General features: G+C 69.0%; 25 protein-coding genes. 12 read left to right on the forward strand and 13 right to left on the reverse strand.

Annotated features, from left to right (window positions below):
- The first annotated feature begins 374 nt into the window (after positions 1 to 374).
- The 4 genes from paoA to AAFF32_RS13545 all read left to right on the forward strand — a co-directional run bounded on the left by paoA (position 375) and on the right by AAFF32_RS13545 (position 5956).
- Positions 375 to 1010: an aldehyde dehydrogenase iron-sulfur subunit PaoA gene (gene paoA, locus AAFF32_RS13530; protein ID WP_342317277.1), complete on the forward strand. Its 636-nt coding sequence runs from the start codon at positions 375 to 377 to the stop codon at positions 1008 to 1010.
- Positions 1007 to 1957, forward strand: a complete 951-nt coding sequence (locus AAFF32_RS13535) for a xanthine dehydrogenase family protein subunit M (protein ID WP_342315476.1) — start codon at positions 1007 to 1009, stop codon at positions 1955 to 1957. The genes paoA and AAFF32_RS13535 overlap by 4 nt, the downstream gene beginning before the upstream one ends.
- A gap of 3 nt (positions 1958 to 1960) precedes the next feature.
- The gene (gene paoC, locus AAFF32_RS13540; RefSeq protein ID WP_342315477.1) at positions 1961 to 4168 is read left to right on the forward strand and encodes an aldehyde oxidoreductase molybdenum-binding subunit PaoC; all 2208 of its coding nucleotides are present in this window, start codon (positions 1961 to 1963) and stop codon (positions 4166 to 4168) included.
- A 177-nt stretch (positions 4169 to 4345) separates the two neighbouring features.
- Positions 4346 to 5956 (forward strand): PAS domain-containing protein, encoded by a 1611-nt coding sequence (locus tag AAFF32_RS13545; protein WP_342315478.1) that lies wholly within the window; start codon positions 4346 to 4348, stop codon positions 5954 to 5956.
- A 41-nt stretch (positions 5957 to 5997) separates the two neighbouring features.
- Here AAFF32_RS13545 and AAFF32_RS13550 read toward each other — a convergent pair whose 3' ends face one another.
- The 3 genes from AAFF32_RS13550 to AAFF32_RS13560 form a co-directional block, all read right to left on the reverse strand.
- On the reverse strand, positions 5998 to 6420 hold the full coding sequence (locus AAFF32_RS13550; RefSeq protein WP_342315479.1) for a DUF4124 domain-containing protein: 423 nt from the start codon (positions 6418 to 6420) through the stop codon (positions 5998 to 6000).
- Positions 6421 to 6572: 152 nt separating this feature from the next.
- Positions 6573 to 6893, reverse strand: a complete 321-nt coding sequence (locus tag AAFF32_RS13555; protein ID WP_216966389.1) for a hypothetical protein — start codon at positions 6891 to 6893, stop codon at positions 6573 to 6575.
- Between the two features lies 1 nt (position 6894).
- Positions 6895 to 7422 carry a phage baseplate assembly protein V gene (locus tag AAFF32_RS13560; protein WP_342315480.1) on the reverse strand — a complete coding sequence of 176 codons (528 nt, stop codon included), beginning with the start codon at positions 7420 to 7422 and terminating at the stop codon, positions 6895 to 6897.
- A gap of 137 nt (positions 7423 to 7559) precedes the next feature.
- On the opposite strand from AAFF32_RS13560, the gene AAFF32_RS13565 reads away from it, so the two are divergent.
- The 3 genes from AAFF32_RS13565 (at position 7560) to AAFF32_RS13575 (ending at position 9151) form a co-directional block, all read left to right on the forward strand.
- Positions 7560 to 7958, forward strand: coding sequence for a metalloregulator ArsR/SmtB family transcription factor (locus AAFF32_RS13565; RefSeq protein ID WP_216966393.1), 399 nt, complete (start codon positions 7560 to 7562; stop codon positions 7956 to 7958).
- A gap of 97 nt (positions 7959 to 8055) precedes the next feature.
- A complete protein-coding gene (locus tag AAFF32_RS13570) occupies positions 8056 to 8595 on the forward strand; it encodes an SRPBCC family protein (protein ID WP_342315481.1) in 540 nt (179 codons plus the stop codon).
- Positions 8596 to 8698: 103 nt separating this feature from the next.
- Complete coding sequence (locus tag AAFF32_RS13575) at positions 8699 to 9151, forward strand: FKBP-type peptidyl-prolyl cis-trans isomerase (protein WP_342315482.1); 453 nt, start codon at positions 8699 to 8701, stop codon at positions 9149 to 9151.
- A gap of 9 nt (positions 9152 to 9160) precedes the next feature.
- Here AAFF32_RS13575 and AAFF32_RS13580 read toward each other — a convergent pair whose 3' ends face one another.
- The 3 genes from AAFF32_RS13580 to AAFF32_RS13590 form a co-directional block, all read right to left on the reverse strand.
- Complete coding sequence (locus AAFF32_RS13580; RefSeq protein WP_216966399.1) at positions 9161 to 10150, reverse strand: LLM class flavin-dependent oxidoreductase; 990 nt, start codon at positions 10148 to 10150, stop codon at positions 9161 to 9163.
- Between the two features lie 119 nt (positions 10151 to 10269).
- Positions 10270 to 10716, reverse strand: coding sequence for a hypothetical protein (locus tag AAFF32_RS13585; protein ID WP_342315483.1), 447 nt, complete (start codon positions 10714 to 10716; stop codon positions 10270 to 10272).
- 34 nt (positions 10717 to 10750) lie between these two features.
- Positions 10751 to 12334, reverse strand: a complete 1584-nt coding sequence (locus AAFF32_RS13590) for a serine hydrolase (protein ID WP_342317278.1) — start codon at positions 12332 to 12334, stop codon at positions 10751 to 10753.
- Between the two features lie 162 nt (positions 12335 to 12496).
- Between AAFF32_RS13590 and AAFF32_RS13595 the strand changes: the two genes are divergently transcribed.
- Positions 12497 to 13747, forward strand: a complete 1251-nt coding sequence (locus tag AAFF32_RS13595) for a TIGR03862 family flavoprotein (RefSeq protein ID WP_342315484.1) — start codon at positions 12497 to 12499, stop codon at positions 13745 to 13747.
- A gap of 82 nt (positions 13748 to 13829) precedes the next feature.
- Here AAFF32_RS13595 and AAFF32_RS13600 read toward each other — a convergent pair whose 3' ends face one another.
- From AAFF32_RS13600 to soxR, 6 genes are all read right to left on the reverse strand, one after another.
- Positions 13830 to 14504 (reverse strand): hypothetical protein, encoded by a 675-nt coding sequence (locus AAFF32_RS13600; RefSeq protein WP_216966406.1) that lies wholly within the window; start codon positions 14502 to 14504, stop codon positions 13830 to 13832.
- Positions 14505 to 14556: 52 nt separating this feature from the next.
- Complete coding sequence (locus tag AAFF32_RS13605) at positions 14557 to 15294, reverse strand: sulfurtransferase (protein ID WP_342315485.1); 738 nt, start codon at positions 15292 to 15294, stop codon at positions 14557 to 14559.
- A gap of 53 nt (positions 15295 to 15347) precedes the next feature.
- The gene (locus AAFF32_RS13610; protein ID WP_342315486.1) at positions 15348 to 16001 is read right to left on the reverse strand and encodes a DUF998 domain-containing protein; all 654 of its coding nucleotides are present in this window, start codon (positions 15999 to 16001) and stop codon (positions 15348 to 15350) included.
- A complete protein-coding gene (locus AAFF32_RS13615) occupies positions 16001 to 16510 on the reverse strand; it encodes a DUF1993 domain-containing protein (protein ID WP_216966411.1) in 510 nt (169 codons plus the stop codon). The genes AAFF32_RS13610 and AAFF32_RS13615 overlap by 1 nt, the downstream gene beginning before the upstream one ends.
- 68 nt (positions 16511 to 16578) lie before the next feature.
- Positions 16579 to 17772, reverse strand: a complete 1194-nt coding sequence (locus tag AAFF32_RS13620; protein WP_342315487.1) for a glycosyltransferase — start codon at positions 17770 to 17772, stop codon at positions 16579 to 16581.
- Between the two features lie 268 nt (positions 17773 to 18040).
- Positions 18041 to 18481, reverse strand: coding sequence for a redox-sensitive transcriptional activator SoxR (gene soxR, locus AAFF32_RS13625; RefSeq protein ID WP_216966415.1), 441 nt, complete (start codon positions 18479 to 18481; stop codon positions 18041 to 18043).
- A 62-nt stretch (positions 18482 to 18543) separates the two neighbouring features.
- Here soxR and AAFF32_RS13630 point away from each other — a divergent pair, with 62 nt between their 5' ends.
- On the forward strand, positions 18544 to 19530 hold the full coding sequence (locus AAFF32_RS13630; RefSeq protein ID WP_342315488.1) for an NADP-dependent oxidoreductase: 987 nt from the start codon (positions 18544 to 18546) through the stop codon (positions 19528 to 19530).
- Positions 19530 to 20981, forward strand: coding sequence for an MFS transporter (locus AAFF32_RS13635; protein ID WP_342315489.1), 1452 nt, complete (start codon positions 19530 to 19532; stop codon positions 20979 to 20981). Before AAFF32_RS13630 ends, AAFF32_RS13635 begins: the two co-directional genes overlap by 1 nt.
- Here the strand turns inward: AAFF32_RS13635 and AAFF32_RS13640 are convergent.
- Positions 20978 to 21910: an AraC family transcriptional regulator gene (locus AAFF32_RS13640; RefSeq protein ID WP_216966421.1), complete on the reverse strand. Its 933-nt coding sequence runs from the start codon at positions 21908 to 21910 to the stop codon at positions 20978 to 20980. The two genes, AAFF32_RS13635 and AAFF32_RS13640, sit on opposite strands and share 4 nt — an antisense overlap.
- Before the next feature lie 171 nt (positions 21911 to 22081).
- On the opposite strand from AAFF32_RS13640, the gene AAFF32_RS13645 reads away from it, so the two are divergent.
- Together AAFF32_RS13645 and AAFF32_RS13650 are read left to right on the forward strand one after the other, a co-directional pair.
- Entirely contained in the window at positions 22082 to 23080 is a 999-nt protein-coding gene (locus AAFF32_RS13645; RefSeq protein ID WP_342315490.1) for an aldo/keto reductase, read from the forward strand.
- A 98-nt stretch (positions 23081 to 23178) separates the two neighbouring features.
- Entirely contained in the window at positions 23179 to 23943 is a 765-nt protein-coding gene (locus tag AAFF32_RS13650; RefSeq protein WP_342315491.1) for an SDR family oxidoreductase, read from the forward strand.
- Positions 23944 to 24002 lie beyond the last annotated feature (59 nt).

The raw sequence follows: 24002 nt of genomic DNA on the forward strand, positions 1-24002 counted from the left end.
GCGCCATGAAAGCAAAGGCGCTGTCGACCGTGTGTGGCGAGGCTGCGCCTGCCGTGACGGCAGTGGGATGTGCATGGCGTGGCATGTCCGCATGACGGCTCGACCCTCCCTGCGTCGGGCGTGATGTGACCTGTGCGCCCCCGCCTTCGCAGGGATGACGTCATCCGGATCGCCTGGCATGCCGTCACATTCCGCAGACGCGCAGCGCGTGATACGGACCGTTTCCACCTCACCTTCACCGTGCCTCGACTCTCATGCATGAGTCCGCGTATCTCATGCGCGGGCCGTGGCGGGCACCCCGTCGCGCGCCAGCGTCGCGGGCATCGCCCCCATGCGCCCGCGATGGCCAGCCGGAGGAGTGCTTCGTGGACGGCATCCGCAACTTCCCCATCACGCGGCGCGAGCTGCTCAAGGCGGGCGTGACGTCCGCAACCGCCATGGCCGTTCCTTCCTTTGCAGTGGCCCAGGGCGCTGATCCGTCCGCCTCGTCGCCACCGGTGGTGGAGAAGGTCTCCCTCCTGGTGAACGGCAAGGCGCAGACGCTCCAGTTGGACACGCGCACGAGCCTGCTCGATGCCTTGCGCGAGCACCTGCACCTCACCGGGACCAAGAAGGGCTGCGATCACGGACAGTGTGGCGCCTGCACGGTCATCGTGAACGGACGCCGCATCAACGCATGCCTGACCCTGGCCGTGATGCACGAGGGCTCGCGCATTACCACCATCGAAGGCCTTGGCACGCCGGACAATCTGCACCCGTTGCAGGCGGCGTTCGTCAAGCACGATGGCTACCAGTGCGGGTATTGCACGCCCGGCCAGATCTGCTCGGCCGTGGCAATGCTGGAAGAACTCAAGGACGGCGTTCCCAGTCATGTCAGCTCCAATCTCACCGCCCGCCCGCAGGCCACGCAGGACGAGATCCGCGAACGCATGAGCGGCAACATCTGCCGTTGCGGCGCGTACTCCAACATCGTCGAGGCGATTACCGAGGTCGCGGGGAGGGTCGGATGAAGGCCTTCGGCTACGAGCGCGCCACGTCTCCCGCCGATGCGGCGGCGGCGGTCGCGCGCACGCCCGGTGCGATGTTCATCGCCGGCGGCACCAATCTGCTTGATCTGATGAAGCTGGAGATCGAGACGCCTGCCTACCTCATCGACGTGAATGCGCTGAAGCTCGACCGGATCGAACGCACGGGCGACGGGGGGATGCGAATTGGCGCCCTGGTACGCAACACCGACCTGGCCGCTGACGCCCGCGTCCGACGCGACTACGCTGTGTTGTCGCGTGCGTTGCTGGCCGGCGCGTCGGGGCAGCTGCGCAACCGCGCGACGACCGCGGGCAATCTGCTGCAACGCACGCGCTGCCCCTACTTCTACGACACGAACCAGCCGTGCAACAAGCGCCTTCCCGGCAGCGGCTGCGGTGCGCTGGAAGGCTTCAGCCGGCCGCTGGCCATCGTCGGCGGCAGCGACCAGTGCATCGCCACGCACCCCAGCGACATGGCCGTGGCGCTGCGCGTACTCGACGCGACGGTGGACACCGTAAAACCGGACGGCACCACGCGCAGCATCGCGCTCGACGAGCTGTACCTGGCACCCGGCAACACACCGCATCTGGAGACCGTGCTGGAGCGCGGCGAACTCATCACCTCGGTCACGCTGCCCAAGCCGCCCGGCGGCAAGCACGTGTACCGCAAGGTGCGCGATCGCGCGTCGTATGCGTTCGCGCTGGTGTCCGTGGCCGCCGTGGTGCAACGCGACGGCAGCGGGCGGGTCGCGATGGGCGGCGTCGCGCACAAACCGTGGCGCATCGCGGAGGCGGACGCCCAGCTGGGCAACGGCGCCGAGGCCGTCACCGATCGCCTGTTCGCCGATGCCCGCCCCACCGATCAGAACGCCTTCAAGCAATTGCTCGCGCGGCGCACGCTCGATGCAGTGCTGGTGGACGTGAAGGGGTAAGCCATGAAGTTCGACACGCCCGCGGGCACGAATCCCATCGACAATCTCAAGGTGGTCGGCCAGCCACTCGACCGCATCGACGGACCGCACAAGACGACCGGCACCGCCACGTATGCGTACGAATGGCACGATGCATTCCCCTCGCCCGCGTACGGCTATGTGATCGCGGCGGGGATCGGCAAGGGCCGTATCGCATCGATGGACATCGAGGACGCCAAGGCCGCGCCGGGTGTGCTGGCGGTGGTCACCGCGAAGAATGCGGGGCGGCTCGGCAAGGGCGATTTCAATACCGCCCGGCTGCTGGGCGGACCTGAAATACAGCATTACCATCAGGCGATCGGCCTCGTCGTGGCCGAGACGTTCGAGCAGGCGCGCGCCGCAGCGCAACGGGTGCGCGTGCAATACGACCGCGGACGCGGCGCCTTCGACCTTGCGCTGGCCAAGCCTTCCGCGAAGCGTCCGACCAACGAAGCCAAACCGGACTCCGCGGTGGGCGACTTCGAGCGTGCGTTCGAGGAGGCCCCGGTGCAGCTGGACGAGACCTACACCACGCCCGACCAGTCGCACATGATGATGGAGCCGCATGCCTCCATCGCGCACTGGGACGGCGACCAGCTCACGTTGTGGACCTCGAACCAGATGATCAACTGGGGGCGCGGCGACGTTGCCAAGACGCTGGGCATCGGCCGGGAGAACGTGCGTCTGATCTCGCCGTACATCGGTGGCGGTTTCGGCGGCAAGCTGTTCGTTCGTTCCGATGCCGTGCTGGCCGCCCTGGGCGCGCGCGCCGCGCGCCGCCCGGTGAAGGTCGCCCTTCCCCGCCCGATGATGGCCAACAACACCACCCATCGCCCCGCCACGATCCAGCGCATCCGCATCGGCACGACGCGCGACGGCAAGATCACCGCGATCGCGCACGAGAGCTGGTCCGGTGATCTGCCCGGCGGCGGCGCGGAAATGGCCGTGCAGCAGACGCGGTTCCTGTATGCCGGCGCGAATCGCAAGACCACCACCCGCCTGGCGGTGCTCGACCTGCCCGAAGGCAACGCGATGCGTGCGCCCGGTGAGGCGCCCGGCCTGATGGCGCTGGAAGTCGCGATGGACGAGATGGCCGAGAAGCTCCAGATGGATCCGGTCGAGTTCCGCATCCTCAACGACACGCAGGTGGACCCGGAGGATCCGCAGCGTCCGTTCTCGCAGCGGCAACTCAATACCTGCCTGAGCGAGGGGGCCGAACGCTTCGGCTGGAAGCAGCGCAACGCCCAGCCGGGCCAGGTACGCGACGGCCGCTGGCTGGTCGGCATGGGCGTGGCCGCCGGCTTCCGCAACAACCTCACGATGAAGTCCGCCGCCCGTGTGCGCCTGGACCGGCAAGGCATGGTCACCGTCGAAACCGACATGACGGACATCGGCACGGGTTCCTACACGATCATTGCGCAGACCGCGGCGGAAATGTTGGGCGTGCCGATCGAACGCGTAGTGGTGAAGCTGGGCGATTCCTCCTTCCCCGTCTCCGCCGGCAGCGGTGGCCAGTGGGGCGCGAACAGCTCCACGGCCGGTGTGTTCGCAGCCTGCGACAAACTGCGTCGCGCCATCGCCGAGAAAGTCGGCCTCGCGCCGGACGATGCGGTGTTCGCGGATGGTCAGGTCCGTTTCGGCGACCGCATCGTGCCGCTTGCAGAGGCCGCGGCGGACGGCGACATCGTGGCCGAGGAGGCCATCGAGTTCGGCGACCTGGCGAAGAAGTTCCAGCAATCCACCTTCGCCGCGCACTTCTGCGAAGTCGGCGTGGACGTCGCGACGGGCGAGACGCGGGTGCGACGCATGCTCGCCGTGTGCGCCGCCGGCCGCATCCTCAATCCGAAATCGGCACGCAGCCAGGTGATTGGCGCGATGACGATGGGCATCGGCGCCGCGTTGTCGGAAGAGTTGGTGGTCGACAAGCGGCTGGGGTTCTTCGTCAACCACGATCTGGCCGGCTACGAGGTTCCCGTGCATGCGGACGTTCCGCACCAGGAAGTGGTGTTCCTCGACGAGGTCGATCCGATGTCCTCGCCGATGAAGGCGAAAGGCGTGGGCGAACTCGGCATCTGCGGCGTGACCGCGGCCGTCGCCAATGCGATCTACAACGCGACCGGAATACGCGTGCGCGAGTACCCGATCATGCTCGACAAGCTGCTGCCCAAGCTGCCGCCGGTGCAGCGCGCATAGCGATCGCCCGGCGTCGACGCCCTTCTCGCCGTGTTGATGTCGCTGAACCCCAAGCCAATGGATGCCGCCATTGCGTGAGCTGGATGTGGCGGGAGGCGGTAGAAGTCGTCGAGTCGGTGGACGTGCGCATTCTCGGGCATGCGTGCCGGCCGATGCCATGCCGACAGGGAGCTTCAGGTGAACCGTTCCGTCGTCGAGCCCGAATCCGAACCGCCCGCCTCCACCGCGGCCTGCGACCCCGCGTTCGCGCCGGAGATCTTCGCGCGCATCGTCGAACAGAGCAGCGTCGGCATGGTCGTTGCGGCAGCCGGTTCGGACAACCCGGTCCTGTACGTGAACGATGCGTTCCTGCGCATGAGCGGCCATGCGCGCGAGGAGGTGCTCGGTCGCAACTGCCGGTTCCTGCAGGGGCCGGACACCGACCCCGCCGCCGTGGCGGACATCGCCGCGGCGATCCGCGAGGACCGCGAGTTCGTCACCGAGATCCTCAACTACCGCAAGGACGGCAGCACGTTCTGGAACCTGCTGCACATCTCGCCCGTGCGCGAAGCCGATGGCAGCGCGAGCTGCCTGTTCGGGTACCAGCGCGACGTGACCCGCCGCAAGGAAATGGAGGATGCGCTGCAGCAATGCCTGCGGCTGGAGGCGCTGGGCAAGCTGACCGGCGGCATTGCGCACGAGTTCAACAACCTGTTGCAGGTGATCGGAACGACGCTCGACATCCTCGAGGTCGACGTGATGCAGAGCCCCGAGCTCTCCAGTCGCAGCCTGCGTCATTTCGCCAGCTGCCGCGACGCGATCGATCGCGTCGATGTGCTGACCTCGCAACTGCAGACCTTCGCGCGTGGGCGCCCGGGCAGCGCGACACCCTTGTCGGTCAACACGTTGCTGGAAAATCTGCGTACCGTCCTGAGCCGGTCGCTGGGTGAACAAGTGCAGCTCACGCTCCTCAAGGAAGAGGACCTGTGGTGGTGCAGCATCGACCCGGTGCTGGCGGAAACCGCGCTGCTCAACGTGGCGATCAATGCCCGCGATGCGATGCTGGGACGCGGTGACCAGAGCCTGGTCATCACCTCGCGCAACCGGCACGTCGAGGTGCACGAGGCACGCATGCGCGACATCGCGGCGGGCCGTTATGTGGCGATCGAGCTGGAGGACAGCGGTTGTGGCATGCCGCGCGCGATCCTGGGCCGCGTGCTCGATCCCTTCTTCAGCACCAAGGGCGAAGGCAAGGGCGTGGGACTGGGCCTGTCGATGGCCTACGGCTTCGCGCGCCAGTCCGGCGGCACGCTGTTCGTGGAGAGCCAGGAAGACAAGGGAACCCGCATCACCTTCCTGCTGCCCGTATGCGAGTCTGCCGAACCGTCCGGCGTGGAAGACGAGCGGGACGCCGCGCCGTCGCAGCCCCGCGTGCTGGTGGTGGACGACCGCGAGGACCTGGCCTTCCTGATGCAGGAAGCGCTCTCGATGGGCGGATACCACGTCGCCACCGCCCACGATGCCGAGTCGGCTCTCGCCATGCTGCAACAGGACGGGCCGTTCGATCTGCTGCTCAGTGACATCGTGATGCCAGGCGCGCGCGATGGCGTGGCGCTGGCACGCGATGCGGTGCGTCGCTTCCCGCATCTGAGCGTGTTGCTGATGACCGGCCACGCCGGCGGCGAGTCCGGCGATGGGCCGATCGAGTTCGATGTGCTCGCCAAGCCGTTCCGGCAACCGGAGCTGCTTGCCAAGGTGCAATCGGCTCTGGAGGCGTCGAGAGGTCGGAGCGCCCAAGGCGGCCGTTAGCCGCTCGATGTCACGCGCGAGCCTGCGCAGGCGGCAGGCACTCACCGACATGCCTTGCGCACCTGCTCGTCGAGCCGGCTAAGCAAGTCGTACGTGCGTTTGAGGCCCACGCGCTCCAGCGTCTGCTCGCGCGTTTCGCGCGCGGCTGCGCATGCCGAAGGCGGTGTAGCGCCGCCGGTGGCACGGCCGTTCCGCGCAACGCGGGCGCTCGCGGTGCCGGCGCGGCGTGAGAGGAACTCCGACTCCGCCCGGTCGTGTTCGCGCGCAAGCAGGCGCGAACGCAGTTGCTCCGCCGTGGGGGGCGGTTCGGGTACGGCGTCCCAGCGGGCGGCTTCGTGGATGCGTCCATCGCATGGAGCGCTCTGGTAGCTCGCCTTGCCCCCGGCGTCCACGCACTTGTACACGGTCTGCGCCGTCGCCGAGGCGCTCCACAGTGCGCAGGCAAGCCAAGCTCCGTGTCGCATGTCGTTGCCCTTCGCGAATGATGCGAAAAGGCTACGCGGGAGGCGCAAGCGAAGGTGTAGGACGCAAGGCCGCTGCGATGAAGCCAACAACGCGACGCGCTGTCGGAATTCGCCTCCGTCTGAGCGGCGGATTCAACCAGAGAGGCGTCGGATCAGACCGCGTTCACGCGTGTCTGGCACTCCAGCACGAGCATCGCCGCGCCGTTGGGAACGCACATGGACGGACTGGTGTCGAGCACGAGCGCGCGTCCGCCCGCGAACACCCGCGTGCTGCCCTGCAGCCACTGCCCACCCGTGCAGCGAAGCGCGTCGGCCGGCGCAGGCAGATTGCAGTGCGCGATCTCGTACGGCGCAGCCACCGTCACCACCGGATGACCCGCCAGCGTCACGCGCGAGTACGGAATCGTCGGCACGGCGGGACCGCCGTGCGAGCACGTGACGCTGGCGCCCAGGTGCAGCACGAGTCCGGCCATCTCACACCACCGTCAGCGCGCCGTCGTTGATGGTGACCATCGAGCCGGCCAGCACGATGCTCGCGCCGCGACCGTTGCTGATGGTGATCCCGGCGTCGTTGACCGCGATCGACGCACCCGATTGCGAGCGCAACAGCACCCCGCCGTCGGGACCGGGCACGTCCGACACGCTGAGCGCATTGCGGCCCGGCGTCTGCAGCACCAGGCTCGGTGCGACCGCCTGCCCCGCCTGCGCCAGCGACGGAAGCTCGGCCGCGTCCACCCAGTAGCCGCCCACCCAGATCGGCAGCTCCGCATCGCCTTGTTCGAACTCCACCCACACCGGCGCACCCACCGGCGGCAGCAGGAACATGCCGCTCTGGTGGCCGGCCACGGGCACGCAGGGCATCGCCCAGCGCGCATCGCCGTTGAAAATCTTGGGAACCTGCACGAGCACGCGCCCGAGTTGCAGCGGGTCGATGTTTTCCACCACCACCCCGCGATGCTTGCCGTAGTGGCGCAGCGGCGCGGGCTTGCTCGTATGCGGCATGTCGCAGGTCCTTGGACGTGTGTCCCCCCTGTCCTTGCGAACGTGAACGGTGGTTGGCGCAGGACATGCCATGCCGCTCGTCGGAACATTCAACCCGATGGTTGACACTCGATCCGGCACGAAGCACATTCAACCACATGGTTGAATTAACTTCCGATCGTCTCGACGCCGTGTTCCGCGCGCTCTCCGACCCGACGCGACGCGCGATGCTGCGCAACCTCTCGCGCCAGCCGCGCAGCGTGGGCGAGCTGGCCGAACCGTTCGAGATCTCGCTGGCCGCCGCCTCCAAGCACATCAAGGTGCTGGAAGGCGCGGGACTGGTGCAGCGCGAAGTGCAGGGCCGTACGCATGTATGCCGCCTCGACGCTCGCCCGCTGCACGCGGGCATGGAATGGATGCGCCACTACGAACAGTTCTGGAACCAGCGCCTGGATGCCCTCGACGCCTTGTTGCGCGCCGAGGACCGCGATCAAGCCGCACGCAAGGCACCCACGCGCAAAGCACCTAATGCACGACCGCCCAGGAGCAAGCGATGAAGCCGGTGACCGTACGCGTGAGTCGTCGCTTCAGGGCCCACGAGATGGCTGAGCGGCAGATCGAGCCCTTTTCCCCCGACACGACGGAGATTCCACGATGAACGACTTCGGCATCGTCACCGCGCCCGACACGGTGCGCATCGAACGCCTCCTGCCCGGCCCGATCGAACGCGTCTGGGCCTACCTCACCGAATCGGAGAAGCGCGGCACCTGGCTGGCCCGCGGCGCGATGGACCTGCGACCCGGCGGCGCGGTGGAGCTGGTGTTCCACAACAACCGGCTCACCGACAACGACGTCGCACCGCCGGAGAAATACGCGAAGTTCGGCGACGAGATCCACTCGCACGGCCAGGTCGTCGAATGCGATCCGCCGCGCCTGCTGGTCTTCACCTGGGACGAGGAGAGCGGCGGCGATTCGCAGGTGCGCATGGAACTGGCGCCGCAGGGCGACGAGGTGCGTCTGGTCCTCACGCACAGCCGCCTGGCCACTCGCGACGGCATGATCAGCGTTTCCGGCGGTTGGCACACGCACCTGGGCATCCTGGCCGACCGTCTCGCGGGTCGCACGCCGGCCGGATTCTGGGCGACGCATTCGCGCGTTGAAGCGGAGTACGAGCGGCGCATTCCTGCGGCGTAAGGCGCCGTGTGCGGTTGCGTTGGCCGTTTGACTGATCCGCCCACCTGAGCCCCTCTCCCGCTTGCGGGAGAGGGGTTGGGGTGAGGGCTGCTACTCTTGGCGCATGAACCTTTTCCAGCGCGCTTCACTGCGCATCGTCGCCCTCGCCTTCACCGTCGCGCTCGCCGCCTGCGCCGATCCGGGGCCGCCGCCGGGCGGCACGATTCCCCGCTTCGAAGCCATCGACCAGCAGGTCGGCACCGGCGCGGTCGCCGCGTCCGGCCAGGACGTGACCGTGCACTACACCGGTTGGAACTACGACAGCCGCAAGCCCGACGGTCGCGGCGACAAGTTCGACAGCTCGCGCGATCGCAATGAGCCCTTCACCTTCCTGCTCGGCGCCGGCCGCGTGATCCGCGGCTGGGACGAAGGCGTGGCCGGCATGCGCGTGGGCGGCAAGCGCGTGCTGATGATCCCGCTGGAATACGGCTACGGGCGCAAGGGCGCGGGCGGCGTGATTCCGCCCAACGGCTCACTGGTGTTCGAGGTCGAACTGCTCGACGTCAAGGCGCACTGAGGCCACGCCTCAGGCCAGCGACGCGGCGGCCTGCGCGGCGATCTCGAACGAGTGCACGCGTGCGGCGTGTTCGAAGACATTGGCGGTGATCATCAGTTCGTCGGGCTTGTGGCGTTCGATGAAGGCCGCCATGCCATCGCGCACGGTCGGCAGGTCGCCGACCACCGAACAGGCCAGTGCCTGCTCGACGCCGCTCTTCTCCAGCGGCGTCCAGTACGACTCGATGTCGTCGATCGGCGCCGGAATCAGGCCCGGCCGACCGCGTCGCAGATTGACGAACGCCTGCTGCAAGGTCGTGAACGCACGCCGCGCCTGCGCGTTGCTTTCCGCACCGACCACGTTGAGCGCGAGCATCGCGTAGGGCTGTTGCAACCGCTTGGACGGCTTGAACTCGCGACGGTACATGGTGAGCGCGTGATCCATCGCGTCGGGCGCGAAGTGCGAGGCGAACGCGAACGGCAGGCCCAATTGCGCGGCCAGTCGCGCCGAGAACAGGCTCGACCCCAGCAACCACACCGGCACGTCCAGCCCCGCGCCGGGCACGGCGCGCACGGCCTGCCCGGGCTGCACGGGTTCGAAGTAATGCAGCAGCTCGACCACGTCCTGCGCGAACATGTCGGCCGCCTCGAAGTAACGGCGCAGCGCGTGCGCGGTCGCATGGTCGGTTCCAGGCGCGCGCCCCAGCCCCAGGTCGATGCGATCGGGATACAGCGATGCCAGCGTGCCGAACTGCTCGGCCACCTGCAGCGGCGCATGGTTGGGCAGCATGACGCCGCCCGCGCCGACACGGATCGTGCGCGTGCCACAGGCAACGTGACCGATCAGCACCGCCGTCGCGGCGCTGGCGATGCCCGGCATGTTGTGGTGCTCGGCCAGCCAGTAACGCTGGAAGCCCAGGCGCTCGGCATGGCGCGCCAGATCGAGCGTGTTGGCGAACGCCTGCGCGGCGTCGCTGCCTTCGGTGATCGGGGCCAGGTCGAGGACGGAAATCGGAACCATGCGGGCACTCCTTGCAGTGACCTTCCGATGTGGGGCCGTGCCGCGCCGATCAAACCCGCGCAGCGTTCCACCCCCGCGCGTTCAGCATTGCACGTACGACGACACCGGCGTGTGAGGCCTCACCACAGGTCGAAGACCACGCCGTCGCGTTCGTTGTCCCAGATCGTGCTGAAGACCCACCACCGGCCATGTTCGAAGCACAGCTGGATGCTGTTGGCGCCGCGTTTGATCACGGGCGACTCCGGCGATTCGCGCGCTTCGTAGTGGCTCCACACATGGGCGACCTGGCCGAAGCGCTCCACGCGCTGGTCGATCTCGACCTCGAAGAAGCCGTTGGCGGCGAAGTACGGCGTGACGTCCTCGATGTAGCTGTCCACGCTGAACACCACCGAGCGCGTGCCGCCATCGGGTTCCACCACGGTACGCAGGCTGCGCGCCTGCGGGTGCTGGAGGAAGCGGAAGCGCGCCCAGTCGCGCGGCGCGCCGGCCGGGCCGGAAATGCACTCGTAGATCGCACGCACGATCGTGGGGATGTCCTGCGTGTCCTGCCACCATTGCGGGTTCATCGGGGTTCTCCTTGTGTTTGGGCGATCGTGGCGGTCACGAGCCCGCTGCGCCGGACGCTTCCACCACAGGCTTCAAGCGCAGATCCTGGAAGTCGAAACTGAAATCCGTCAGCGGCGAGATCGCCTCCATCCGCGCCTCACGGACTTCACCGTCCGCATCCAGCGCGAAGGTCATGAATGCATCCGCGTTGAGCCAGCGCTCGTTCCAGCGCACCACGAAGGTGTCGTTCTGCCAGGGCTCCATCCGGCCGACGAGGTCGGGCGAGCGGCTGAAACGCACGGTGAGGCCGTCGTGCCCCTGTTCGACGACGACGTCGCCGTACCACGGATCGCGATACGTCTTCGCATAGGTCGCCAACGGACGCGACGGCGGCGCATTGGCGGCGCGTGCCTGCACATGCTTGCGCCAGTCCTCGTCCGCCTTGCCTTTCGATTTGGCGAGCGCGGCGGCGTAGGCGGCCGTCCAGTCGGTGCGCGGCGCTTCGAGGAAGGCATCGAGCACGCGCATCGTCACCGCATTGAAGGCGCCGCCCACCTCAGCGTTGGTCAGCACGATCACGCCGAGGCCGCGCTGCGGTACCAGCGTCACGCGCGAGACCATGCCCGGCCAGCCGCCGGTATGCCAGACCAGCTTGTTGCCGCGATAGTCGGACAACTGCCAGCCTTCGCCGTAGCCCAGGAAGTTCGGCTTCGCCGCTTCCAGTTCGGGCACGCTCGGCTTGGGGATCGTGATGGGGGTGATGATCGACCACATCTGTTGCTGGCGTTCCTCACTGAACAACCGCTGCTGCGTGCCCTTGGCGTCGGTGAAGGTGCCGCCGGCGAGTTGCATGCGCATCCAACGGCTCATGTCGTGCACGCTGGAATAGAGTCCGCCCGCGCCGGACACGTTGCTCCACGACATGCGCGGTGCCGGTTGCAGATCCTTGAAATCGGCCTTGGCGTGGCCGGTGGCGACGTTGTCGCGTGGTCGCAGCGAATCGCTGTTGAAGCGCGTGTCGCGCATGCCCAGCGGCGCGAAGATGCGCTGCTGCAGGAACTGCGCGTAGCTCTGCCCGCTGGCCTTCTCGATCACCAGCTGCGCCACACCGTAGAGGATGTTGTCGTAGGCGTACTGGCCGCGGAAGCTGCCGGTGAGCGGGACGTCCTTGAGGCGCCGCGCGACTTCCTCGGTGGAGTAGTCCGTGCCCGGCCAGTACAGCAGATCGCCCGCGCCCAGGCCCAGGCCGCTGCGGTGCGCGAGCAGGTCGCGCACACGCATTTCCTGCGTCACGTAGGGATCGGACATGCGGAACCACGGCAGGTGGTCGATGACGCGGTCGTCCAGGCTCAGCTTGCCTTCGTCGGCGAGGATCGACAGCGATGCCGCGGTGAAGGCCTTGGTGTTGGAGGCGATGGCGAACAGCGTGTTCGCGTCGACCTTGGCTGGCTTGCCCATCTCGCGCACGCCGAAGCCGCGTTCGAGCACCACCTCGCCGTCCTTCACCACCGCCACCGCGATGCCCGGCACGTCGAACTGCCTGCGCACGTTCTCCACGTAGGCGTCGAAGTCCTGCAATTGCGAAGGCAGCGTGCCTTCCTGCGCCTGCGCGCCCTGCGCCAGCAGCGCGCCGGCCATCATCGTGCCGAGCACGCCCGCCTGCCTGATTCCCCGAAGCATCGTTTTCGCCGGCTCCCACTAGGTCTGTGTACAGCCTGGAAGATACCGCGTCCGCGCGCGAGGGCCGCAGGTCAGGGGCGCCCTGCATAATGTCGATCCTGCTCCCTCGCTGTGCCCCGCATGCCCGCTTCTCCCGAATCCTCCGTGCGCCTGGCCATCATCGGCGGCGGCCCCGCCGGCCTGATGGCCGCCGAAACCGCGCGCGCGGCCGGCGTGGAGGTGGATCTGTTCGAGGCCAAGGGTTCGGTGGGGCGCAAGTTCCTCATCGCCGGCAAGGGCGGGCTCAACCTCACCCACGGCGAACCGCGACCGGCGTTCGATGCGCGCTATGGCGCCCGCGCGCGCGAAGTGGGCGCGTGGCTGGACGATTTCGACGCCGACGCGCTGCGCGCATGGGCGCGCGGCTTCGACGTGGAGACCTACGTCGGTACCTCGGGCCGCGTGTTTCCGGTCGATCGCAAGGCCGCGCCACTGCTGCGCGGCTGGGTGCGGCGGCTGCGCGAGGACGGCGTGCGTTTCCACGTGCATCACACCTGGCTCGGCTGGCGCGACGACGGCGCGCTGCGCTTCGACACGCCCGAAGGTGAAATCGCCGTGCGGGCCGATGCGACGGTGCTCGCGCTCGGCGGCGGCAGTTGGCCGGAGCTGGGTTCCGATGGCGCCTGGGTTCCGGCCCTGGAGGCGCGCGAGGTGGACGTGGCGCCGCTGCAACCGTCCAATTGCGGGTTCGACATCGGCTGGAGCGCGCACTTCGCCGAGCGCCACGCCGGCGCACCGCTGAAGCCCGTCATCGCGCACTGGCACGACGAACAGGGCCGCCCGCACGAATTGCAGGGCGAATGCGTGGTCACGCAGACCGGCATCGAGGGCAGCCTGATCTACGCGCTTTCGGCGATGCTGCGCGATGCGATCGCCGCTCACGGCGAAGTGCTGCTGGAACTGGACCTTGCCCCCGCCCGCGAACTGCACCGCCTGCGCGCCGACCTGGAGAAGCCGCGCGGCGGCCGCAGCCTCACCGAACACCTGCGCCGCCATGCCGGCATCACGGGCGTGAAGGCCGCGCTGCTCTACGAGCTGCTGGGCAAGGAGGCGATGCACGACACGCAACTGCTGTCGCGCACGATCAAGCGCCTGCCGTTGCGGCTGCTGCGCGCGCGCCCCATCGCCGAAGCGATCAGCAGCGCGGGCGGTGTGCGTCTGGAAGCGCTGGACGCCGACACGCTGATGCTGCACGCGATGCCCGGCGTGTTCTGCGCGGGCGAAATGCTGGACTGGGAAGCGCCGACCGGCGGCTATCTGCTCACGGCCTGCTACGCGAGCGGGTTGCGCGCGGGGCGTGGGGCGGTGGCGTGGCTGGGCAGAAATGAGTGAGTGATTCGCGGGCTTCGCCCTCACCCCAACCCCTCTCCCGCAAGCGGTAGAGGGGCTTTGTCGGTTCGGGCTGCTGGCGCGCTTACCGCCCCTGCGCGATCTTCTTGTCCGACGTGTTCACGCCGCCGGCGATCGGGAAGTACTGCACGCTGGCGCACAGCTCGATGCCGTTGGCGGTCGCGGCCGGCAGGTCGGTGCCCTTCAGGCCGATCAGCTTGAGCGTTTCGCCGGTGGGGTCCTCGACCTTCGCCAGCGCGATGAAACCGGTCCGATTGCCGCCGCACATGGCATTGGCCGGCGACTGCGTCGGCGGGGTTTCCTCCAGCACGCGGCGCAGTTCCACCGGCTGCGAGGCGTCGACGATCATCGCTTGCGCATACGTGCTGCCCGGCGAGTACTGATCGCCGCCATTGACCAGGGCGACGCGTTCGGTGGTGAAGGTCGCGCCGTTCTCGCCCTTGATCACCGTGTCCTCCAGCGAGAGCTTGCCGGTGACGGCGGTGGCCACCGGATTGCCGGGATCGAACTCGCCCAGCGCGACCGGCTTGATCATCGGCGGCGCGGCGCGCTCGACCGGCTTGGCGTTGACGTCCGGCTGCGGATTGGCGGCCGGCGCCGGCGCGGTGATCGCTTCCGGCGGCGCGGTGTTCACCGGTGCCGAGGGCTCGCAGGCCGACAGGCCGGCCACCGCCATCAGCGCCGCCGCGACACGCGGGGCCATCCACACCACACCGGACTTCGTCATCGCCTTGCTCACAGATCAGGCTCCTTGCTGCCGTGGACGCGGCGGGGGAAGGCCGTGGGCCGCGTCAGGCGGCGTCGTCCACCAGGGGTTGGAGTTCGGGATCGAGCGCCACGCGCTCGTCGAACACGAAGCAGCGACCATCGTAATGGCGGCCGCCGACCTGCTCAAAGTAACCCAGAATGCCGCCGTCGAGCTGCAACACGTTATGCATTCCGTCGGACTGCATCCACAGCGCGGCCTTCTCGCAGCGGATGCCGCCGGTGCAGAAGCTCACCACCGTCGTGTCGCGCAGCGTCGGGCGATGCGCCTGCAGTGCCTGCGGCAGATCGGTGAAGTTGTCGATCGGCAGCGTCAACGCACCATTGAAGGTGCCGTAGGCGAACTCCTCGCGATTGCGCGTATCGAGCATCACCACCGGCTTGCCTGCATCGTCGTGCCCTTGATCGAGCCAGCGCGCCAGCACCTGCGGTTCCACCGTCGGCGCGCGACCTTGCAGCGGCGAGGCGTTCTCGCGACGGAAGCTGATGATCTCCGGCTTCACCTTCACCTTGAGCCGCGCGAACGGTTGCGACTGGCTGTGGCTGAACTTGACGATGATCTGCGCGAAGCGCGGATCCTCACGCAATGCATCGAGGAAACCGTGGAGCGCGGCGTCCTCGCCCGCCAGGAACAGGTTGATGCCCTCGCCCGCCACCAGCATTGTGCCGCGCAGCGCGGCGGCCTCGGCGCGTTCGCGCAGGGTGGCGGCCAGGGCCTCGGGGCGGTCGATGGAGACGAAGTGGTAGGCGGCGAGATTCAGCATGCGCCTATTGTACGGCGACGTCGTTACTTGAAGTTCAGGGCGTAACTCATTGATCAAACATGGCCAGAAGGCGACGTTTGCCGCAACCACCGGGCCGCAAGCGCCAGCCAGACCAGGATCGCGGCGATCACCGCCTTCTGACTCAGCCCGCGCGGCAGGTCGCGCCAGAGCGCGTGCAGCCACAGCGAGATGAAGCAGAACACCGCCAGCGCGAAGGCCAGCGCGAAGTGGCGGCGCCAGCGCGGGTCGCGACGCAGCGACCAGCTCTGCACGAGCATGCCCACCGTCGTGCCGAGAAAGGCCAGCGGCGCGGAGATCGCGTGCACGTAGGCGTGCGTCGTCATCGCGCCCGGGCCGCCGCGGTCGGTCTCGGCCCAGGCGGTGATGGCCAGCGCGATCGCGCCGACCAGGAACAGCACCAGCGCCGCAGGACTGCGGCCGGTGCGGGTCGCCGCGCCGTAGTAGCCCGCGCCGATCAGGCCCAGGCTCATCGCAAGCCCGAGGTAGGCCAGCTGCAACCACAAGCCGACCGGCCCGAGCAGGTAGAAACTCAGCGTCGCACGGACCCAGTCCAGGTCCGTGCGCAGGAACTGCATCGCGGTGGCGACCACCGCGAACACGGTCACCCCACCCAGCGCCCAGGTCCCGATCGTTCGCGTCCGTGCCGCCGTCAGGCGCGCTTCGACTACGACCGGGACGTCGGACATCAGCGTGCTCCCATGTAATCCAGTTTGCCGACCGGCACGCCGTTGTGGCGCAGCAGCGCGTAGGCGGTCGTCACGTGGAAGAAGAACTGCGGCAGGCCGTACTGGAGCAGGTAGCCGCGACCGTCGAAACGGCGCTCCTTCGGGGTACCGGGGCGCAGGACGATCTCGCGCTCCCCGGCGCCGTCGAACAGCAGCGCGTCCAGGCCTTCGACGAAGGCCAGCGTGCGCGCGATGCGCTCGCGCAACTCGGCGAAACTGCGCTCTTCGTCGGGCATCGCGGGCACTTCGACATCGGCCAGGCGCGCCGAGATGCTCTTGGCGAAATCGCAGGCGATCTGCACCTGGCGCAGCAGCGGGAACATGTCCGGGAACAACCGCGTCTGCAGGAGGACGTCCGGGTCGTAGCCCGCCGTCTTCGCGTGCTCTTCACCCTTGGCGAGCACGCCGTCGAGTGCGCGGAGCATGTGGCGGAACACGGGCACACTGGCCTCGTGCAGGGAAAGTGACATGCAGCAACTCCATCAGGAACGACGATGCCGGCGATGTTACGGCCGCCGCGCCGCTCCGTCACTTCCCTTCACGTCGCGGCTAGCGCGGCGCGGTCCTGCGCCAACGAGGCGTACAACGTTTCCACCTGGCGCGTGAGCGCTTGCGAACTCCAACGTCGTGCGTCGTGCGGACCGGCCGCCGACAGCGACGCGCGCAGCTCGGCCGAACGCAGCAGCCTGGCGGTCTGTTCGGCGAAGGCGTCCACGTCCTCGGGGGCGATCAGCGCGCTGTGCGTATCACGCAGCACCATCGCCGTGCCCATCACCGCGGTGGAGACGATGGGCACGCCCAGCGCCATGGCTTCGATCAGCACCAGCCCCTGCGTTTCCGTGGGCGAAGCGAACACGAACGCGTCGCCGGCCCGATAGGCGTCCAGCAGCGTCGAGCGGCGGTCCAGGTTGCCGAAAAAGCGCACGTTCGTCCCAATGCCCAGCTCGTCCACGAGCCGGCGCAGGCGCGGTTCGTCCGGGCCTTCGCCGGCGATGAGGAACAGCAGGTCGGGGAACTGCGCGACCAGCCGCTGCACCACGCGCAGCAGGAAGGCGATGTTCTTCTCCAGCGAGAGCCGGCTGACCGTCACTAGTGCCGGCCGCGTGGGGGCGATGCCGTGCTGCGCGCGGAAGCGCGCGCCGTCGCCGCCCAGGAACTCGGCCAGGTCGATGCCCGTCGGCAACACCGTGTGCGGCGTGGCGATGCCGTAGCGCTGCAGCACGTCGACCATCTGCGCGCTGGGGACGATGAGGTGATCCACGCCGTGGCACAGGCGGCGCGAAGCCACGCGCGCGACGTGCCGGCCGATGGCGGTCGGCAACCACGGCAGGTAGTGGCCGACGTACTCCTCGAAGTAGGTGTGATACGTCTCCACCGTCGGCACGCCCAGTTCGCGCGCCAGCTGCACGCCCATCGCATGCGCGCGGAAGGGGGTGTGGATGTGGACGACGTCCCATTCGCGCTCGGCCAGTGCATCGCGCACGCGGTGGGCGTCACGGGCACGCATCAGGCGGTCCTCGGGGTCGAAGAAGATCACCCGCGACGGGACGCGGATGACCTCGAATTCGCCCTGTCCGTCGTGCTGCTCCTGGCCGCTGCCTTCGCCGTAGTCCGGCGCGACGATGGTCACCGCATGGCCCCTCTGCGCCAGCGAGCGGGCGAAGGTGCGGATCGAGGTGGAAACCCCGTTGACCCGCGGGAAGTACACGTCGGAAAGCATCAGCAGGTTCATCGCGTGCGTCCGTCCGGCGCATGCGTCCGGGTTCCTGGAATTGCAGCGGAGTTTTGTTACAGGCGTGTCACATCGTCGCCATCAAACGCCCGCTACCGCTCAATAGCCCCTCTCCAGCCTGCGGGAGAGGGGTTGGGGTGAGGGCGTGGGCCGAGGAAGCGCCTGATGTCCTGGCAGCCTGCCCTCATCCGCCTGCCGGCACCTTCTCCCGCGCGCGGGAGAAGGGCTGCTCCAGTGAAGCTTCCACGGATGAGCTTCCACGAGTTCCCTACTCCTCCACCCACCGCTGCGCCCCGCTGCCCTGCTCGGCCAGCACGTCGCCCGGGTTGGCCAACCGGCAGCGGTCCAGCGACAGACAGCCGCAACCGATGCAGTCATCGAGCGTGTCGCGCATCTGGATCAGCTGCTGGATGCGCACGTCCAGTTCCTCGCGCCAGGCGCTGGACAGGCGCGACCAGTCGCGGCGCGTGGGCGTTCGCGCTTCGGGCAGGCTGGCCAGCGCATCGCGGATCGTCGCCAGCGGCATGCCCACGCGCTGGGCGGCGCGGATGATCGCGATCCGCCGCAGCATGTCGCGCCCGTAACGACGCTGGTTGCCGGCCGTGCGCTGGCTGTGGATCAGCCCCTTGGCCTCGTAGAAGTGCAGCGTGGAGACGGCAATGCCGCTGCGCTGGGCCACCTCGCCGACGGTGAGTTCCTCGTGCGCCATGGCTTGACCTCAACTTAAGTTGAGGTTCTATCCTCGCCTGCGTCTTCGATTCGAGTCAAACCATGGACACACGCAATGCACGCGACGGCTACGTCGCAGGCACGGCCCGGAAGCCGACGATGCAGGCGGTCGTGTTCGATGAATACGGCGGCGCGGACGTGCTGCGACTGGCGCAGCTTCCCCTGCCCTCGCCCGCCCGCGGCGAGGTTCGCGTGCGCGTGCGCGCGGCGGGCGTGCAGCCGGCCGACTGCGCCACGCGCACCGGCTGGTTCGCCCGGCGCGGCATCGGCCATTCGCCCTTTCCGCGCCAACTCGGCAATGAGTTCGCCGGGGTCGTGGAGGCTGTCGGCAAGGGCGTGGCCGAACTCGCGGCAGGCGATGAAGTGTTGGGATGGACCCGCGCGAACGCGTACGCCGAGACCGTCGTCGTGCCCGCGGAGCAGCTCGTGCGCAAGCCGTTGATGATGTCGTGGGCGGTGGCCGGCGCGTTGTCGGCGTCCGGCCAGACGGCGCACGCCGCGGTGCAGGCGCTGGACATCGCGCCAGGCGACACGGTGCTGGTGCACGGCGCGGCCGGCGGCGTGGGCACGATCGCCGTGCAGCTGGCGCGTTTGCGCGGCGCGCGCGTAATCGGCACGGCGAGTCGCGATAACCACGACTACCTGCGCTCGCTCGGCGCCGAACCGGTGCTGTACGGCACCGGGCTCGCCGAACGCGTCCGCCAACTCGCGCCGCACGGCGTGCAGGCGGCGCTGGACGCCAGCGGGCGTGGCGCGCTGGACGCGTCCATCGCGCTGGGCATCGCGCCATCGCGCATCGGCACGCTGGTGGATGTCGAGGACGTCGAACGCCTCGGTGTGAACGCCCAGCGCAGCCGCGAACGGCTGCAGGCGCTGGTCGCCCTGCACGAGGCCGGCCGCCTGCGCGTGCACGTGCGCGACATCTATCCGCTGGCGAACGCCGCCGCGGCACACCGCGATGTGGAGAACGGGCACGGACGTGGCAGGGTGGTGCTCATGATCTACACCCCCTTCGGGCAGGCGTCGTGATGGACGGAAGGCAGGAGCCCGAGGCGCTGTCGGGCACGCCCGCGCGCGATGGCCGCACGGATGCGACGTGGCCCGCGACCGACGCGCCGCAGGACACGGCGGATGCGCAGCACCTGTTCGCCCGCCGCTACCGGGGCACGACGATCGGCGCCGTGGTGCTGATCGCGCTGTATGCGTTCGAGGCGCTCGCCGTGGCGACGGCGATGCCCACGGTGGCCCAGGCGCTCGACGGCCTGCCGCTGTACGCGCTGGCCTTCGGCGGCGCGCTGGCGGCGTCGGTGGTCGGTATGGTCGCGTCGGGACGCTGGGCCGACCTGCGCGGCCCGTCGCCACCGCTGCGGCACGGCATCGTCTGGTTCGCGCTGGGGCTGCTGATCGCGGGGCTGGCGCCGTCGATGTGGGTGCTGTTGCTGGGGCGCATCGTGCAGGGTTTCGGCGGCGGCCTGATGTCGGTGGCGCTCTACGTCGCGGTCGGGCGCGTGTATCCGCCGGCCATGCACCCGCGCATCTTCGCGGCCTTCGCCGCGGCGTGGGTGGTGCCGGCGGTGGTCGGGCCGACCATCAGCGGCGCGCTGGTCGAACACCTCGGCTGGCGCTGGGTGTTCCTGTCGGTGCCGTTGCTGGCGATCGCCGCGGCGGCCTTCGTGCTGCCCGCGGTGCGCGGCCTGGGCCCCGCACCCGGCGAAGTGCACGATGACGACGGCGCCCAGGCGCATCGCCTGGCCTGGGCCATCGGCGCGGCGGCGAGTGCGCTCACGCTGCATTACGCCGGACAGCTGCATCACGCCGGCGGCGTGCTGATGCTGGCGGTCGCGACCGTTTCCCTGCTCGTCTGCGCCTGGCACCTGCTGCCGCGCGGCACGCTGCGCGCCGCACGCGGATTGCCGATGGTGATCGCCATGCGCGGCATCGCCTCCAGCGCGTTCTTCGGCACCGAGGTGTTCATCCCGCTGCTGCTCTCGCGCGAACGTGGTCTCTCGCCCACGATGGCCGGCGCCGCGCTCACGCTCGGTGCGCTGGGCTGGTCGCTGGGGTCGTGGTACCGCAGCCGGCCGTCGCAACCGTTCACGCCGCCGCAACTGCTGCGCATGGGCATGTCGATGATCGTCGTCGGCGTGGCGGGCGTGGCCGCGTCGGTGTCGCCCACCGTGCCGGTGGCGGTGGGCATCGTCGGTTGGATCGCCGCGGGCCTGGGCATGGGCGCGCTGTTCCCGACGCTGTCGGTGCTCACGCTCGCGCTCTCGCCGGCAAACCGCCAGGGCGTGAACGCATCGGCGTTGCAGCTGTGCGATGCGCTGTTCACCGCGACGGTGCTGGCCATCGGCGGTTCGATCTTCGCGGCGCTGCTGACGCGCGCGCCGTCGCTGGCGTACCTGGTGGGGTTCGCGATCTCCGCCGCGCTGGCGCTGCTCGGCGCGGTGCTGGCCTCGCGCGTGCGTCCGCCGGGCTAGCCGGACACGCCGCGCATCGCCATCACTTCGCGCCGCGGCGGTGCGCCGAACAGGCGCCGGTATTCGCGACTGAACTGCGACGGGCTTTCGTAACCCACGCGATGGCTCGCAGCGGCGGCTTCGATGCCGTCCACCATCATCAGGCGCCGCGCTTCCTGCAGGCGCAGCTGCTTCTGGAACTGCAGGGGCGTCATCGCCGTGGCGGCCTTGAAGCGCTCGTGCAGCGATGAAGCGCTCATGCACGCGACCGCGGCGAGTTGCTCGATGCGCAGCGGTTCCTGGTAGCGGGTCTTGATCAGATCGATCGCGCGCGCCACGCGCTGCGCCGGGCCGTCCGCGTCACACAGCTCGCGCAGGCGCAGGCCGAGCTCGCCGGTGAGCACGCGGTAGTGGATCTCGCGCAGCGCCAGCGGCGCCAGCACGGCGGCCTCGTCCGGCGTGTCCAGCAGACGCACCAGGCGCAGCACGGCATCCAGCAACGTCGCGCTGGTGCGCGCCAGGTACAACGCGCGTCCGCCGCTCGCCGCGCGGGTGCGTTCGGCCGGCAGTTGCAGCAGCAGTTCGTTGACCAGCGCGGTGTCGATGTCGATGCGCAGGCACAGGTAAGGCGACTGCGGCGTGGCATCGAGGATCTGGCCGGTGATCGGCAGCGACATCGACACCACCAGGTAATTCAGCGGGTCGTAGTGGAAGACCTCTTCGCCCAGCAAGGCACGCTTGCGGCCCTGGACGACCACGCACAGGCTCGGGTGATAAACCGACGGCAGCGGCTGCGAGGGCGCGCTGGCCTGGATCAGCGACAGCGCCGGAACGCAGGACGGATGCAGCCCGTCGCCGGGGATGTTTCGGGCAATCCGGTCGGCCAGCTCGGCCTGTTGGGCCTCCAGTCCGTGGGGCGCGGCGATCACGTTCGAAGCGTTGTCGTTCATGGGTTTCCGCCGTGGAGGGCACGCGGCGATTATGCGCCGGGCCATCTTCACGCCAAGTGTGCGCGGCACAACGGCGGAGGATCGGGCAAGGATCGCAGAGCAATGGGCTAACGCCCGACGGTGGCGCGGGAGGAGCATGTCCACCTCGCCCCCACCGTCGCAGGAGTCCCCATGAACATTCCCTTCGCCCGCCGCACTCTGGGCCGCCAGGGGCTCGTCGTGTCCGCCATCGGTCTTGGCTGCATGGGCATGTCCGATTTCTACGGCCCCAGCGACGAAGCCGAGAACCTCGCCGTGCTCGACCACGCCCTCGACATCGGCGTGGATTTCCTCGACACCGCCGACATGTACGGCGTCGGCCGCAACGAGGAACTGCTCGCCAAGGTGCTGCGCACGCGCCGCAACGACGTCGTGCTGGCCACCAAGTTCGGCAACGTGCGTGCGGCCAACGGCGACTTCCTCGGCATCGACGGATCGCCCGCCTACGTCGCCGCCGCGTGCGACGCCAGTCTCAAGCGCCTGGGCGTGGAGCATATCGACCTGTACTACCAGCACCGCGTGGATCCGAAGGTGCCGATCGAGGACACCGTCGGCGCGATGGCGCGACTGGTAGAAGCCGGCAAGGTGCGCTACCTGGGCCTGTCGGAAGCCTCCGGCGCGACCGTGCGCCGTGCCGCCGCCGTGCATCCCATTGCCGCGCTGCAGAGCGAGTACTCGCTGTGGACGCGCGAGGTCGAAGACGACACGCTGCGCGCCTGTCGCGAGCTGGGCATCGGCTTCGTCGCCTACAGCCCGCTCGGCCGCGGTTTCCTCACCGGCGCCATCCAGCACGCCAACGAGCTGGCCGACAGCGACTGGCGGCGCCAAAACCCGCGCTTCCAGGACGGCAACATCGACCGCAACCAGTTGCTTGTGCAGGCCGTGAGCGAACTGGCGCGCGAACGCGAATGCACGCCGGCGCAGCTCGCGCTGGCGTGGCTGCTGCATCGCGGGCCGGACATCGTGCCGATTCCGGGCACGCGCCGCGTCACGCGACTGGACGAGAACGCCGCCGCCACGCGCATCGACCTCACGCTGGCCGAGCAACGCCGGCTGGACGACGTGCTCGCCTCGCACGAAATCGCCGGCACGCGTTATCCCGCCGCCGGCATGGCGAACGTCAACGCCTGATCCACCGCCGGCGCGACCGCGCCGGTTTCACTCCCTCGCCCAACGCGGCCGGTAATTCCGGCCGCGACGGCGCCCTGCACCCCCGCTACGGAGACACCATGTCCGACTCCCTCGGTTCCAACACCCTCGACATCGCCGGCAAAGTCATCGCCATCACCGGCGCCAGCAGCGGCATCGGCGAAGCCACCGCGCTGCGTCTTGCCAAGCACGGCGCGCTGCTCGCCCTCGGCGCGCGCCGCACCGATCGCCTCGAAGCCCTCGCGGCACGCATCCGCGAAGCCGGCGGCGAAGCGCCGCTGGTGCACGCACTGGACGTGACGCGCCGCGAGGAGGTCGAAGCCTTCGTGCAGGCGACACTCGCACGCCACGGCCGCATCGACGTGCTGGTCAACAACGCCGGCGTGATGCCGCTCTCGCGCATGGCCGACCTCAAGGTCGACGAGTGGGAGCGCATGGTCGACGTCAACGTGAAGGGCGTGCTGTTCGGCATCGGCGCCGTGCTGCCGTCGATGAACGCGCAGCGCTCGGGCCAGATCGTCAACGTCTCTTCCGTTGCGGGCCGGCAGGTGTTCGCCACCGCCGCCGTCTACTGCGCGACGAAGTTCGCCGTGCATGCGCTGTCGGAAGGCCTGCGCCAGGAATCGCCGTTCCTGCGCGTGACCACCATCGCCCCGGGCGCGGTGGAATCGGAGCTGACCAGCACCATCTCCGATCCGGCGATGAAGCGCGAGGTCGACGAGGTCTTCCGCAAGGAACAACTGCCGGCCGACGCGATCGCACGCGCCATCGCCTTCGCGATCGGCCAGCCGGCCGACGTCGACGTCAACGAACTGGTCGTGCGACCGACGGCGCAGCCGTACTGAGGTGGCGCATCGACGCGGCCCCACACGGCCGCGTCGATGCGTGTATGTGCGGGAATGGA

The organism is Lysobacter sp. FW306-1B-D06B (assembly GCF_038446665.1).
Classification (GTDB): Bacteria; Pseudomonadota; Gammaproteobacteria; order Xanthomonadales; family Xanthomonadaceae; genus Lysobacter_J.